Raw genomic sequence first — 13,934 nt, forward strand, 5'->3', positions numbered from 1 at the left:
TAGTTCAACTTAGAGAAGGTAAAAATGAATGATTTTAAAAATCAACCACATAAGTTGATTTATCATACAAACGGAAAGTCTCTTCAAGAGATTAACGGCACAGTAAAAGTTCCAAAAGATGGTAAATTTTTTAGGACACTTCTTGCATATTCAGGACCTGGAGCTTTAGTGGCTGTGGGTTACATGGATCCGGGAAACTGGTCAACCTCAATCACAGGTGGACAAAATTTTCAATATTTATTGATCTCTGTCATTTTGATGTCAAGCCTAATTGCTATGCTCCTTCAGTACATGTCAGCAAAACTTGGGATTGTTAGCCAGATGGACCTCGCCCAAGCTATCCGTGCACGTACCAGCAAAACTTTAGGAATCATCCTATGGGTACTTACAGAGCTTGCGATTATGGCAACAGACATTGCAGAAGTTATTGGTGCAGCAATCGCACTGTATTTACTTTTCAATATTCCGCTTATTCTAGCGGTCTTCATTACGGTTTTTGATGTCTTTTTACTCTTGCTCCTCACAAAAGTAGGTTTTAGAAAGATTGAAGCTCTTGTTGTGTGTCTAATATTAGTGATTTTATTTATTTTCACCTATCAAGTTGCTTTGTCTAATCCCGATTGGAAAGGAATTGTGGAAGGCTTTATTCCAAATACACGGACCTTTGCTACTTCCCCTTCTATTGCAGGAATGACACCTTTAACAGGAGCTCTTGGTATCATTGGGGCAACTGTAATGCCACATAATCTCTATCTCCATTCTTCAATTTCACAGAGTCGTAAAATTGACCATGATGACGATAAAGACATCGCTCGAGCTGTTCGTTTTTCAACTTGGGATTCTAATATCCAATTGAGTTTAGCTTTTGTTGTTAATTCGCTATTGCTCATTATGGGTGTTGCTGTATTTAAAACAGGTGTCATTGACGACCCTTCATTTTTTGGCCTTTACGATGCCCTTTCGACACCAGATTTATTAAGTAATGGTGTACTTGCAGATGTTGCTAAGACAGGTGCTTTATCTACCTTATTTGCCGTAGCTTTACTGGCTTCTGGGCAAAATTCGACAATCACGGGGACTTTAACAGGACAAATCATAATGGAAGGATTTATCCATATGCGGATGCCAATGTGGGCGCGTCGTCTAATCACACGCTTACTATCTGTCGTTCCTGTCTTGATTTGTGTTACGATGACACGTGGCTACAGTCTAAAAGCACAGCATGAAGCCATTAACAATCTCATGAATAATTCGCAAGTCTTTCTTGCATTTGCACTGCCCTTCTCCATTATTCCTCTTCTAATGCTTACAAATAGTAAAAATGAAATGGGTAAATTTAAAAACAATTGGATTGTTCAACTCTTTGGTTGGTTCTCTGTCATTGCGTTGACTTACCTTAATCTTATTGGTCTACCAGATCAAATTGAAAGTCTATTTCCTAAGAATCTTGCCTATCTTGCAGATGGAACCGCAATTCTACTTATTGCTTTAGTAATTGCTTTACTCATTTGGACTATATTTGAACTCTACCGAGGCAATAGAAAACTCTCACTGCTTAATCAAAAACTATCAGATTCATAAAAATAAAAAAAGCTATCACCGATAGCTTTTCTTATTTAACCATTACTTGGTAAGAAAGGGATGATTGACTCAGCAAAAGCCTCCATATTACGGCTTTGAATCATGATTTTACCACAACCTTTAAATTTGTTGACAAGCCCTTCACCAGTTTTGAAACCAAAAGTTCCAGAAGCGACTTCGATTGAATAATCAAGCGTTTTGCTCCATGCAAGGACGTGATGATTATCCACGATATATTCTTCTGTACCATCTAATTCAATTTCAACAATATCACCATAGCCATTAACTAACATACGGCCACTTCCTTGTGTTTCCATAACATAGAGACCACCAGTGCCACCAAGAAGAGCTCCACTTAGTTTTTGTCGTTCCATCGTATAGTGAACATCGCCATCACTTGCAAGGAAGGCCCCTGTATTCAAACGCCATTGTTCTTGACCAATATTAAGTTCTTTCACAGCACCCGGAGTAGCTGGCGCCAAAGTGATTTGACCATTAGCACTGCTTGATTTGACCTTAGTGATAAAGAAACTTTCACCACTTGTTATTGAGCGCCCAAGAGCTTTCAAGGCGCCACCAATACCACCTCTCCCATTGCTATTCATCTTGCCTTCAAGCGCAACTGAAGGGTTGTGGTAAACCATTGCTCCTGACTCAATCTGAATTTCTTCCTTATCTTGCAGGGTAACATGTACAAGTGGAAAAGCTGATGTTGAGCTCAATTGATATTCCATAAATTTGGGCCTACTTTCTCATTTTTTCTCATTATAACATAAAATTAAAGAGAGTAAAAAGCCTCTTGCTCAGGTCAAGAAACTTTTTACTCTCTTTATCTATAATCAATAGTTTGAATTGTTTTGCCTTGATCATCGGTAAGATTCACAACAAGTTGAGGATGATTTACTCCAGAAGCTTTCATTGATTCTAAAACTTTATCGGCAACTTTTTCTATCTGATCACCATTTGTTGCTAAGATGCTGTGAGATAAGAAGCCATTCATTTTAGAGGAACTTACTGTATATTTTACTGTCTGTCCATCTGTTGTGGCTTGGGCCGAATCAATAAAACCTTGCGAACGACTCACAATATTGCTGGCATTTTGATTCAGTGTTGAGACAATCGCTTCTGGACTGGCTGGAGCAATATTTCCTGAAGCATCAGTCAAACTTTCTGAATAGGGAATAACTTTCGACAGAAGATTATCCGTATTATTGGCAATTGCATAACGCCCAAGCAAAACAAGACCTCCCACAAAAAGCGCAAGCACGATAATAAGCCCCACAAGAAAACCAATTAATCTTCTCAAAATTCCTTTTTTATTTCTTTTTGATTTTCTTGAAACCATAATCTCCCCTTATCTGTGAGCAACTTATAAACGGCCGTCTGTCACAAAGACATTTTAAATTTAATTATTATTTTTTATTTTACAGTACTTTTCTTAAGCGAAAGTTATTATAAAAAAGCCTTAAGGCTTTTTATTGATTTTGTAGTTGTAAAACTTGCGCGTTATTGATTTCTTTAAAGAGTTTGTTGCTTGTTTCTTTTGATATAGTTTCCGATTTCACCTGATCCAGTACATACTGATATTCAAGTTGGAAAGCTTCAATAAGTAGTTCGTTAGGCACGATTGTTTCTTCTTGAATTTCATTTCGCATACGGTAATGTCTATTTTCGAAGACTCGCTTCACTTCTTCAATGTCGCTGAAATCAGTAACCTTCTTCTCAAATCGTTCTCTTTCAAGACGATTTAATTTTTCCATTGTGGCCTCATAAAGAACATCCTCTAAATGCCCAAGTTCATTTCTTACGGCTATGAATTCTTGCATCTCACTTTGATCAGCTCCACGTAATCGACTTCTTCGCGAAAACATTCTTCTAATTTTTTTACTCATGGCGCGCTTGCTGCTATTCTCCAAGTAAATTCTGAAGTAGTCAATAGCTTTCGCTGAAAAATTTTCTTGAATATCTGAACTATCCAAAAATGCTTCTTGCCAGGTCACAATGTTTTCTAAGAGTCGACTACTCTTATTATGATCAGGAATTTGCAAACCTTTTTGTGATTGCAATTGCTTTGTTAAGCTACTGCGCACCTTACTGTCCTCTATCACTTGCATCATATGTAAAATAGCATAGTCAACCATATCATTTCGAACACTATCAATGTCGTCTGAACTTGCAGCTTTCATTGGTGACAAGAGTTTAGGCAAGATAAAGGTAGGCACAATAAGGCTGAGCAAAATGACAATCGTTGCCATACTAATAATAATCTCTCTATTCTCAGTGCTCAAAATAGCAGTATTCAGAGGTAAAGAGAAGGCCATTGCCAATGTCATTGTTCCGTGTGCTCCTGATAGAGCAAAAATAGTGGAGTCTTTACTGCGCTCTTTCTTATCGTTTGAGAAGAAATGTTCGATAGAACGATTACCTCTTTGATTAGTCCAAAATTTTCGTATAAATAACATCAGCACGTAAACCAAAGCACTAATAAAGAAAAGTATAACAGCTTCTTCTAAGCCTAAGGATTTAAAGGTATCCCAAATACCAAAGAGACTTACTCCTAATAAAATAAAGACAAAATTGTTGAGAATCCCACTCAGTATTTCCCAGATGGTATTATTGGTGAGTTGAACATTGGTCGACGTAAGTTTAAGCATATCGCCTTCAAAATTATGGATTAATCCTGCAGCAACAACTGCAAGTACTCCAGAGGTGCCAAAATGCTCAGCAAGCAAATAAAGAGCAAAAGGCGTTAAAATAGAAATCGGAATAATCGTCGCTTCTGGATTTGTTGCCCGAAGATTAATCGCAATGCGAATACGAACTAAGAAAGTCCCGACAATTAATCCAATAAGTATTCCCCCAATGGAAACAAAAGCAAACTGGCCAAGTCCGCTCCAAATACTAAAATGACCACTTTCCAGCACTGAAAGCCCCAAACTTAAGAGAACCAAACCTGATGCATCATTGAAAAGAGATTCAAACTCGACAGCTTCATTTACGCCTTGTGGCATTTTTTTACCCGCAATAATAGATTTAACAGCAACAGAGTCTGTTGGCGTAACAATAGCAGCAAAACAAATTGCCAAGGGGAAAATCCAGCTGCCCATAATATTTGTGGTCAATGCTGCAACAAAGAGTACAGTTACAACAGCTAAAGTAATGGAGAGAAAGAATATTCCTCTGAAATTTTTTCTAACTTCTTTCAAAGATGTTTTACTGCCTTCATTAAACATTAAAGGTGCAATAATTAACATCATGAAAAACTCTGGCTCCAACTCAAAATGCCTAAACTCTGGTAAGAAACTCAGAAGAATTCCTACTCCGATCAAAATAAAGGTTTCAGATATTTTTGGGAAAAATTCTTTGATTACATTTGCCGCAATGACCCCAATCAACATTACAGCTATGAAACTAACGGCTGACATAAAATACCTTTTCTAATTTTTTCTATTTCTTTAGTATACCACATACTACGTCATACAAACAATCCTCCTGTGTGAAAATCAAAAGCTAGGAATAATTATTCCTAGCTTTTCTTTATTTTTTCCTTGCAGAAACAATCAACATCATCGGGCGTCTCAGCTCATCTCGCATTTCTTCAAATACAAGCATTTGTTCAGGTGGCTGAGGTTCAATCACATGTTGAAGTTCAAAACCAAGTTGTAGCAATGTGTTGAGATATGTGGTTAAGGTTCGATGATATTTAGTTACTTCTTCTCCTAAGAAGGACACCTTACGTTTTCCCTCGTAGAAATAATTGTCTACAGGAAAGTACTCTTTTTTTCCTTTTGCATCATAAATCCAATCTTGCAGGCCAGATGCAGTAAAAAGAGGATGTTCTACCGAAAACACAAACTGACCGCCCGTAGTTAAGCACATGTATATGTTGGAAAAAAGCATGGACAAATCTTCAATGTAATGTAAGGCTAATGAGCTCAGAACCACATCAAAAGAATCCGGTTCAAGACATAAGTCCTCCATAGCGATACATTGATAAGTTATTTTCTCATCTGAGTTTTTACTTGTCGCTCTTTCCAGCATTTTACTCGAAATATCTGTGCCTAAGACATAAGATGCTCCATTGTCAACAGCATATTTGCAGTGCCAACCATATCCACAGCCAAGGTCCAAAACTTTTTTGTTCTGAAAATCAGGTAAAATATTTCGTAGCTCTGACCATTCCCCAGCAGCTTCTAACCCTGATTTTGAACGCTCCATTTGAGCATATTTTGAAAAAAATTCTTGATTATTATATTTGTTTTCTTTCACTTGTTATTCTCCCATGTAAATTTTATTTATACGTTTACATGGGTAGAAACAATTTTTTGAGCAATAATTCCTTCTGACATTATTTTTACTCCTTTGTTTTTTATTATAACATGGACCGTTTTAAAATTCTATGAGGCTTCATGCATTCGAATAGCCCGCAGTGAGGGAAGGATACTTAAAAGGATAATTATTCCCATAAATATAGCCATGCCAATATTCCCATAGAGTGCTGACAGCGAAACCAAAACACCTGAGAGTACGGAAGCGACTGGCTGAGTCACTGAAAAGGCGCCCGTATAAGTCCCAACATGATCACCTTCCATCAAGTCGGCTCTCAAAGCTTGAGAGAAAGGTACAAGAATCATTTCGCCCAAAGTAGCAACTACTGCTGCTGTAACTTCCCAGCTTAAATTATGACCTAAAAAGGCAATAATAAAACCTAAACCTTGGAGAAAAATTCCTAATGTAATCCCTGTGCTCCGCGACCAATTTTTAGTTAGTTGATTCATTTTACTCATAAAGAGTACGATAATCAAGGTATTGATCAATAGGAAAAGTGTCAACATCCGTTGACCATAAAGTTCCAACCCTAAAATTCGTGTTGTTGAGAAACTGTCACTTAGATGTACTGGCAAGTAATAGTCAATTTGATTAAAAATCATCGCAATAAAAACCGAAGCAAATAAATAAGACATAAAGATGCTGTCTTTAGCCACAAAGAAATAAGCTTTTATAATATTTGGCGCTTTCTTTTGATGTTCTTGATGCGGGTCAAAAGACTCATCAATCCAAAACAAGACAACGACAAAACTCAAAATTTCTTCAATAGTGATCACCAGCAAAAGCCAGACCAAATAATCACGGAAAAACCAACCAGAAAGTCCCGAACCAATCATAATAGCAAAATTGATAATCCAGTATTGAATACTGTAGACTGTTCTCCGGTTTTCACTTGTTGTTAAATCAACAATCATCGCTTGACTGGCTGTATTAAAAAAGCCAAAACCAAAATTCACGATTAAAAATCCGAAAAAGGTTGTCCAAGGATTAAAGTAAAATCCCGAGTTAGAAAAAGTTGCCAGTGCTGCTCCAACTGCAGTTACTGCAGTTGAAAAAAGCATGACAGGCCGACGACCTTTTAAATCTGTCAAATGTCCCGCATAAAGGCCAACCAAAAAAACCATAATAGAGCTCACAATAAGCAAGAGTCCTGTGATACCAGCACCCATATATTTATTATAGTAAATTGTCATGGAGCCACCAACTGTACTAAAGCATAGTGCTCCTAAAAAATTCATCACTAACCTAATTTTAATGGTCGGATGAAGTCCCCAAAATTCTTTCATATTCTTCTCCTTGAATAAAATAGCAAACAAAAAAAAGACTTTCCTTTAATGTTTAGAGCTTTGTCGCTCAAACTTCCATGGAAAGCCTTTGTCCTTGACGTTATTTCTGTTTATGAAAACCAGAGTGCTATTTCTCGCTCTGCAGATTCCGGTGAGTCTGATCCATGGACAATATTTTTAATGGCTTTACCTTTTTCAGGTGATTGAGCAAAATCTCCACGAATAGTCCCTGGTTGAGCTTGACTAGGATTAGTTGTCCCCATCATTGTGCGCCAGCAAGAAATAGCTTCTACACCAGATATCACACCAACAACTACTGGGCCAGAAGTCATATAACTACGAATACTTGGATAAAAATCTTTATCAACTAATGCTTCGTAGTGCTTGTCAATCAAGTCTCCATTTGGAGCAGAACGTCGCTCTAGTTTTTCTAGCTGAAAACCACGCTGCTCGATTCGTTTCAATATTTCACCTACAAGACCACGTTGAACGCCGTCAGGTTTAATAATAAAGAAAGTTTTTTCCATGATTGACTCCTCCTGTATATCGTGTTTATATTTTACATCTAAAAGCTATAAGTTGTCAAGAATTATCTGTAAATTTCGACAAAATACTATTTTTATATACAAAAAGCCCGAGATAACGCGGGCTTTTCTCTTTTTCTTCAATTATTCTTCGATGGGTAAGATATCAAAGTCAATTTTATTGTCGACAAGTTTGACAAGAACTTTAGTTTTTGGTGGAATTTTACCTGCAATAATTAATTTAGCAAGTGGATTTTCAATAACTTTTGTCAAGTAACGTTTTAATGGACGTGCACCATAAGCTGGTTCATAAGCATTTTCTGCAATCCATGCTTTGACTTCTTCACTAAGTTCGAGTTCAACAGACATTTCTTCAAGACGTTGTGTCAATTGACCGGTCATCTTCACAATAATATTTTTAATATTATTCAATGACAATGGTTTGAAGAGAATAGTATCATCAATACGGTTGAGGAATTCTGGTTTGAAGTGCATCCGCAATTGTTTCATCACTTCTTCAGTTGTTTCTTCAGATATTTCACCTTGATCATCAACATTGTCTAGCAAATATTGTGATCCGACATTTGATGTCATAATCAAAACAGTATTCTTGAAGTCGACCAAAACGCCTTTTGAATCCGTCAAACGGCCGTCATCCAAGACTTGCAACAAGATATTGAAGACGTCTGGGTGGGCTTTTTCAATTTCGTCCAACAAAATAATTGTATATGGGTTACGGCGCACAGCTTCTGTCAGTTGACCACCTTCATCATAACCAACATATCCTGGAGGAGCTCCGACAAGACGGGATACACTGTGTTTTTCCATATATTCACTCATGTCAATACGAACCATGTGTTCTTCGGAGTCAAATAAATTTTCGGCCAAGGCTTTAGCTAACTCTGTCTTACCAACACCTGTAGGTCCTAAGAAAAGGAAGGAACCTAAAGGACGATTAGGGTCTTGAATTCCTGCTCGAGCACGAATAATAGCATCAGACACAGCTTCAACTGCCTCATCTTGCCCTACTACACGTTGATGAAGAGTTTCTGGTAAATGAAGGAGTTTTTCACGTTCACCTTCCACCAGTTTTGTCACAGGAATACCTGTCATACGGCCCACAACTTCCGCAATTTGTTCTTCAGTGACAGATTCTTGAACAAGACTGAGATCATCTGATTTTGCTTTGCTTTCAAGATCTTTCAGTGATTGTTCAATTTCTGGAATTTTACCGTAACGTAAGGCCGCTGCTTTTTCAAAGTCACCTTCATTTTGTGCTTCTTCTAATTCATGGCGTGCACGTTCCAGTTCATTCCGTTTATCAGAAATATTGCCCACTTCTTTCTTTTCAGCTTCCCATTGGGCTTTAAGTTGATTGTTTTCTTCACGGAGTTCTGCAATTTCTTCACGAATGATATTTAAACGTTTCTTCGAAGCATCATCACGTTCTTTTTTGAGCGCTGCTTCTTCAATTTCCAACTGCATCAAGCGGCGGTTTGCTTGGTCGAGTTCTGTTGGCAGAGAATTCATTTCAACACGAATTGTTGCGCTGGCTTCATCGACTAAGTCAATCGCTTTATCTGGCAAGAAACGGTCTGTAATATAACGATCAGAAAGTGTTGCTGCTGCAACCAATGCGTTATCGTGGATTGTTACACCGTGGTGAATTTCAAAACGTTCTTTCAAACCACGCAGAATGGAAATAGTATCTTCAACTGTTGGTTCAGTAACTAGAACTTTTTGGAAACGACGTTCCAAAGCTTTGTCTGTTTCCATATATTTACGGTACTCGTCCAAAGTTGTTGCACCAATTAAATGCAATTCACCACGTGCAAGCATCGGTTTCAAAAGATTACCAGCATCCATTGAACCTTCAGTCTTACCAGCACCGACGATTGTGTGTAACTCATCAATAAAGAGAATAATTTGTCCGTCAGACTTTTTAACTTCATTCAGTACTGCTTTCAGACGTTCTTCAAACTCACCACGGTATTTAGCACCTGCAATAAGTGCCCCCATATCCAAAGAGAATACTGTTTTATCTTTTAGATTTTCAGGTACATCTTTACGGACAATACGTTGCGCAAGTCCTTCAACAATGGCTGTTTTACCTACACCAGGTTCACCAATTAGAACCGGATTATTTTTTGTTTTACGTGATAAGACACGAATAATATCACGAATTTCTTCATCACGTCCAATTACAGGATCTTGTTTTCCTGATTTCACTTGAGCAACAAGGTCGACGCCGTATTTTTCAAGTGCTTTATATGTATCTTCAGCATTTTGGTTTGTCACTTTATCACCTCCTCGTAGGTTTTCAATTGCTAATTTCGTTTTTTCTTTATTCATTCCATGGCTAACCAGATATTCTGTTAAAGGATTTTTCTTTAACTCAAAAAGGGCCAAGAGTACAATTTCAGTTGAGAGATATTCATCACCCATATCTTTGGCAATCTTATCTGCTGCATTGAACAGATTAAAGAGATCTGCGCTAATATTTTGACCATAGGTAATATTGCTTCCCTCAACAGAAGAAATTTTATCTATTTCTTTTTCAATAACTTTTGTAAATTCTTCAATGTCAATTTCTGAATCTTTGTAAAAATTAAAGGCAAAACTGTTCGGTTGTACAAATATTCGCCATAAATGTGGAATTTCAATCGCTTGATGATGGCGAGTCTGCGCAATTTGTTGCGCTTCATAAAGCGATTTTTGCATACTTGTTGTCATTTTTTCGATGTCCATAATGCACCTCGATTCATTTCATAGTAATGTAGTATTTTTCTCATTTTTCTTACTACCTCTTAATTATACTCTTTTGGTCAGTAAAGGTCAAACTATTTGCTCATAAATTTACATATAAAAATAAGAGGGGTTTTCTTGAGAAAACCCCTCTTATTTTACTATTTTTGAAAAACGCTGATACGTTGTCCGACATAATTTCCTTCCAGTGCAATATTAATCATCGCTTTCGCATAGTCTGCATAACTAATCACACTTTCGCCTTTGTCATTAACCGTAAACTCTTCTCCCGCAACAACATAGTCTCCAGTTTTTTCACCATCTGCTTGGAAGTCTGCAGCAGGGCTTACATAAGTCCATTTCACATCCTGACGTTTTCTCAACGCAGTTAATGAATCAGACATAGCTGTTGCCAATGGTTTGAAAGCATCTGGGAAACCTTCTGATTGATAAAGTGCCAAATCATGTTCTGGATTAAGATAAAGACTTCCGGCACCACCAACAATCAACAAGCGCTTGTCCGTACCTTCAACAAGATCAGCAAGATGTTGGATTGAAGTAGTATGTTGCTCCAAGCTATCTTCTGCCCATGTTCCAAAAGCATCGATAATAACATCAAAATCCTTGATGTCTTCTTTAGTTAAATCAAACAAATCTTTCTGGATAGAAGATGGAGCTACTGTTTTGTTTTCGCCTCGAACAATTGCTGTTACATCCAAGCCTCTGTCTACTGCTTCTTGTACAATAAGACGACCGGCTTTACCATTTGCTGCTACTACTGCTAATTTCATATTAGACCTCCATGTCTTTTTCGTTGTAATATTTTTTGTTACAACTAATTCTACATAAGCTTTTATTAAATGTCAACGATTTGGTTTCTTAAGGATTTATCGCCACATAATGATCAATATCAGTAATTACTTCTTGTAAACTCATCGCCTTCATTTGGTCTTCCATCGCTTTTTGAATTAAATCAAGTTTATCATCCAGTACCTGATGGATATTTTTCCCGACAGAACAGTCAGGGCTGGGATGTTCGTGAAAATGGAATAAGCCATTTTTATTAATGACTTCAACCGCACTATAAATATCGAATAAACTAATGTCTTCAATTGGTTTAGCGATTGCAGCTCCACCACTCCCGCGTACAACATGCACTAATTCGTTAGCTTTCAGTTGCTGTAATACTCTTCGAATAATCACGGGATTTACATTAATACTTGTAGCCAAAAAATCACTGGTAATCTTATGTTCTCCCTCAAAGGTATGGATACAGGCAAAAATATGAAGTGCAATCGTAAAGCGACTTGATATTTGCATTTTTTTCTCCTTCGACTCTCATTTTACCTTAAGTATAAATGTCCTTTTTCAGAATGTCAATTATAATAACTAGGCAAATATATTATGGGCACTTCTCTTCAAAATAAGTTATAATTAAATTATCAGAAAAGAAAGGGGTATAAATATGTTTTCTGAAAACTTTTCGAAAAAATTACGTAACAACGTCGGAATTAATGGTCTTATTTCCACACTTATTGGATTACTCATTTTGTTTTGGCCTGGACGTACAGCACAAGTTGGAACAGTTTTGATTGGGATTTCCTTCATTTTAATTGGGGTTTCTTATCTTGTTTCTATCTTTGCCTTGATGAATGAAAATCCGTGGTCACGCTTTGGACATCTTCTTTTAGGTACGGTTTACTTGGTTGCGGGGATTTTCTCTTTAATTAACTTGGCAGCTGCAACAGCTACCTTGTTTATCATCATTGGTATTTTAGTTGGATTCACATGGATTACTGAAGGCTTTGTTTCCTTTGGGTTTGTTCCATATTCTCCATCTAAACCTTGGACAATTCTTTCAGGACTTCTCAGTGTCGTTGCGGGCTTCATGCTCTTGCTCACACCCTTATGGGGTGCAATGGCACTTTGGACACTTCTCGGTGTTGTTGTTCTTATCTTAGGAATTTTCAAATTGATTCGTTACTTTACTTGGTAATCTTTGCGAGTGCCAAATAAAAAAGGGTTCTTCGTAAAGAACTCTTTTTTAATTTTTCATTTTTTTCGATTTACGGTTCATAAGCATTGACAATACACCGGTACCAAACAAGATAATCGCAGAGATATAGTAAGGGAAGAAATGATTGATATCAAACATTACTCCTGCAGCCAATGGACCTAAAATATTACCAAAACTTGTAAAGGTTGAATTCAATCCATTGATTGCTCCTTGTTGGTCTCCTGCGTGTTTTGACAAGTAAGTTGTTACTGCCGGTCTAAATAAATCAAAGGCGAGGAAGACAACAAATGTAGAAATAGCAACAGTGATGCGATTACCTGTGAAAGCAATAATAGCAATAAAGAGCGCACTTGCAAAGAAGGTCAAATGAATCAAATGCATTTCACCAATCTTTCCAACAATCCAGTCGAACAGGAAGAGTTGGAAGAAAAGGGCGATAATACCACTTACTGTAATTACTAAAGCAATTTCACTTGTAGTAAAGCCAAAATTGATTGTCGCCATGATGCTATAAATTGATTCGAAGGCTTGCAGACCAAACGAAGAAATTAAAATAACGACAAAAAGCGATGTGAACATTGGATTTTTGAGAATATCCAAGAAAGATGCTTTTGGTGTGTCAGGATTAATATCCATTGTTTTTTCTGGCTCTTTTAACACAGTCATACTCAAAATAAATCCGATGAAAGCTAATAGTGCAGCCACAAAAAAAGGAACCCTTATACCAAAAGTCGCTAAAAATCCTCCGACACCAGGACCAATGATAAATCCTCCACTGATTGCTGCTGAAACTTTACCCATGGCTTTGGCACGTTCGCCTAATGTTGTCAAATCTGCCACATATGCTGTAACAGAAGGCATCAATAAAGCTGCTGCAATGCCTCCCAAAGCGCGAGACACGTAAAAAAGAGCTTTTACTTGTGCTAAACCAAATAAAAGTTCAGAAAAGGCGAAAATAATCATACCCAAAGCAATGAGCTTTTTTCGTCCAACCTTATCCGATAAATGCCCAGCGATTGGAGAGGCAATCAATTGGGCAATAGCAAAAATCGAAATCATCATTCCCATTGTTGTTCCTGAAAAATGCATTTGCTCTTTCAGTTGTGGCAAAACAGGAATAACGAGACCTACACCTAAGAACACAAGCAATAAGTTTGAAATTGCTAGGTTAATCATCCATTGTTTGTTTTTCATAACTATACCCCGATACCCGATAAAAAGACAGATTCAAAAATTTGAAACCGCCTTTTTATCCTATTCTATTTGTTAAGTCTATTCTATCATATTCTGCACAAAAATAAAAAAGTATAAATTTATTATCAATTTTTTCATATCAAATGTTCATAAATACCGTACAATAAATAAAATCCCTCACGAGTAGAGGAATTTTATTTATTAGGCAAAAATTTCTGGAAAAAGGAATTGCAAAACGTCCATAGTTACCCGACGACC

The 13,934-nt window shown here is 37.1% G+C and carries 12 protein-coding genes; 2 read left to right on the forward strand and 10 right to left on the reverse strand.

The window, feature by feature from the left end; translation table 11 throughout:
- The first annotated feature begins 24 nt into the window (after positions 1-24).
- Positions 25-1,581 carry an Nramp family divalent metal transporter gene (locus LACDD01_RS02660; RefSeq protein WP_061413123.1) on the forward strand — a complete coding sequence of 519 codons (1,557 nt, stop codon included), beginning with the start codon at positions 25-27 and terminating at the stop codon, positions 1,579-1,581.
- 35 nt (positions 1,582-1,616) lie between these two features.
- Here the strand turns inward: LACDD01_RS02660 and LACDD01_RS02665 are convergent, their stop codons facing one another.
- The 9 genes from LACDD01_RS02665 to LACDD01_RS02705 all read right to left on the reverse strand — a co-directional run bounded on the left by LACDD01_RS02665 (position 1,617) and on the right by LACDD01_RS02705 (position 11,785).
- Entirely contained in the window at positions 1,617-2,315 is a 699-nt protein-coding gene (locus LACDD01_RS02665; protein WP_061413124.1) for a TIGR00266 family protein, read from the reverse strand.
- 95 nt (positions 2,316-2,410) lie between these two features.
- Positions 2,411-2,926: a hypothetical protein gene (locus LACDD01_RS02670; RefSeq protein ID WP_061413125.1), complete on the reverse strand. Its 516-nt coding sequence runs from the start codon at positions 2,924-2,926 to the stop codon at positions 2,411-2,413.
- Positions 2,927-3,056: 130 nt separating this feature from the next.
- Positions 3,057-5,006, reverse strand: a complete 1,950-nt coding sequence (locus tag LACDD01_RS02675) for a cation:proton antiporter (RefSeq protein ID WP_061413126.1) — start codon at positions 5,004-5,006, stop codon at positions 3,057-3,059.
- Between the two features lie 112 nt (positions 5,007-5,118).
- A complete protein-coding gene (locus LACDD01_RS02680) occupies positions 5,119-5,850 on the reverse strand; it encodes a class I SAM-dependent methyltransferase (protein WP_061413127.1) in 732 nt (243 codons plus the stop codon).
- A gap of 128 nt (positions 5,851-5,978) precedes the next feature.
- Complete coding sequence (locus LACDD01_RS02685; protein ID WP_019293348.1) at positions 5,979-7,196, reverse strand: MDR family MFS transporter; 1,218 nt, start codon at positions 7,194-7,196, stop codon at positions 5,979-5,981.
- 110 nt (positions 7,197-7,306) lie between these two features.
- A complete protein-coding gene (gene ndk, locus LACDD01_RS02690; protein WP_019335827.1) occupies positions 7,307-7,723 on the reverse strand; it encodes a nucleoside-diphosphate kinase in 417 nt (138 codons plus the stop codon).
- 141 nt (positions 7,724-7,864) lie between these two features.
- Positions 7,865-10,468 carry an ATP-dependent chaperone ClpB gene (gene clpB / locus LACDD01_RS02695; RefSeq protein WP_061413128.1) on the reverse strand — a complete coding sequence of 868 codons (2,604 nt, stop codon included), beginning with the start codon at positions 10,466-10,468 and terminating at the stop codon, positions 7,865-7,867.
- 158 nt (positions 10,469-10,626) lie between these two features.
- Positions 10,627-11,256 carry an SDR family oxidoreductase gene (locus tag LACDD01_RS02700; protein ID WP_061413129.1) on the reverse strand — a complete coding sequence of 210 codons (630 nt, stop codon included), beginning with the start codon at positions 11,254-11,256 and terminating at the stop codon, positions 10,627-10,629.
- Positions 11,257-11,344: 88 nt separating this feature from the next.
- Positions 11,345-11,785, reverse strand: a complete 441-nt coding sequence (locus LACDD01_RS02705) for an Rrf2 family transcriptional regulator (protein ID WP_019335830.1) — start codon at positions 11,783-11,785, stop codon at positions 11,345-11,347.
- 145 nt (positions 11,786-11,930) lie between these two features.
- Here LACDD01_RS02705 and LACDD01_RS02710 point away from each other — a divergent pair, with 145 nt between their 5' ends.
- Positions 11,931-12,461 carry an HdeD family acid-resistance protein gene (locus LACDD01_RS02710; RefSeq protein ID WP_014024733.1) on the forward strand — a complete coding sequence of 177 codons (531 nt, stop codon included), beginning with the start codon at positions 11,931-11,933 and terminating at the stop codon, positions 12,459-12,461.
- A 48-nt stretch (positions 12,462-12,509) separates the two neighbouring features.
- Here the strand turns inward: LACDD01_RS02710 and LACDD01_RS02715 are convergent, their stop codons facing one another.
- Positions 12,510-13,676 (reverse strand): MFS transporter, encoded by a 1,167-nt coding sequence (locus tag LACDD01_RS02715; protein ID WP_017369318.1) that lies wholly within the window; start codon positions 13,674-13,676, stop codon positions 12,510-12,512.
- Positions 13,677-13,934: the final 258 nt, after the last annotated feature.

The sequence above is a fragment of the Lactococcus sp. DD01 genome (genome assembly GCF_001578715.1).
Taxonomy (GTDB): Bacteria; Bacillota; Bacilli; order Lactobacillales; family Streptococcaceae; genus Lactococcus; species Lactococcus petauri.

Excerpts from the sequence above, each read along its gene's own strand:
- LACDD01_RS02660 (WP_061413123.1), top strand. The coding sequence starts at position 25 with ATGAATGATTTTAAAAATCAACCACATAAGTTGATTTATCATACAAAC.
- LACDD01_RS02665 (WP_061413124.1), bottom strand. The coding sequence starts at position 2,315 with ATGGAATATCAATTGAGCTCAACATCAGCTTTTCCACTTGTACATGTT.
- LACDD01_RS02670 (WP_061413125.1), bottom strand. The coding sequence starts at position 2,926 with ATGGTTTCAAGAAAATCAAAAAGAAATAAAAAAGGAATTTTGAGAAGA.
- LACDD01_RS02675 (WP_061413126.1), bottom strand. The coding sequence starts at position 5,006 with ATGTCAGCCGTTAGTTTCATAGCTGTAATGTTGATTGGGGTCATTGCG.
- LACDD01_RS02685 (WP_019293348.1), bottom strand. The coding sequence starts at position 7,196 with ATGAAAGAATTTTGGGGACTTCATCCGACCATTAAAATTAGGTTAGTG.
- ndk (WP_019335827.1), bottom strand. The coding sequence starts at position 7,723 with ATGGAAAAAACTTTCTTTATTATTAAACCTGACGGCGTTCAACGTGGT.
- clpB (WP_061413128.1), bottom strand. The coding sequence starts at position 10,468 with ATGGACATCGAAAAAATGACAACAAGTATGCAAAAATCGCTTTATGAA.
- LACDD01_RS02700 (WP_061413129.1), bottom strand. The coding sequence starts at position 11,256 with ATGAAATTAGCAGTAGTAGCAGCAAATGGTAAAGCCGGTCGTCTTATT.
- LACDD01_RS02705 (WP_019335830.1), bottom strand. The coding sequence starts at position 11,785 with ATGCAAATATCAAGTCGCTTTACGATTGCACTTCATATTTTTGCCTGT.
- LACDD01_RS02710 (WP_014024733.1), top strand. The coding sequence starts at position 11,931 with ATGTTTTCTGAAAACTTTTCGAAAAAATTACGTAACAACGTCGGAATT.
- LACDD01_RS02715 (WP_017369318.1), bottom strand. The coding sequence starts at position 13,676 with ATGAAAAACAAACAATGGATGATTAACCTAGCAATTTCAAACTTATTG.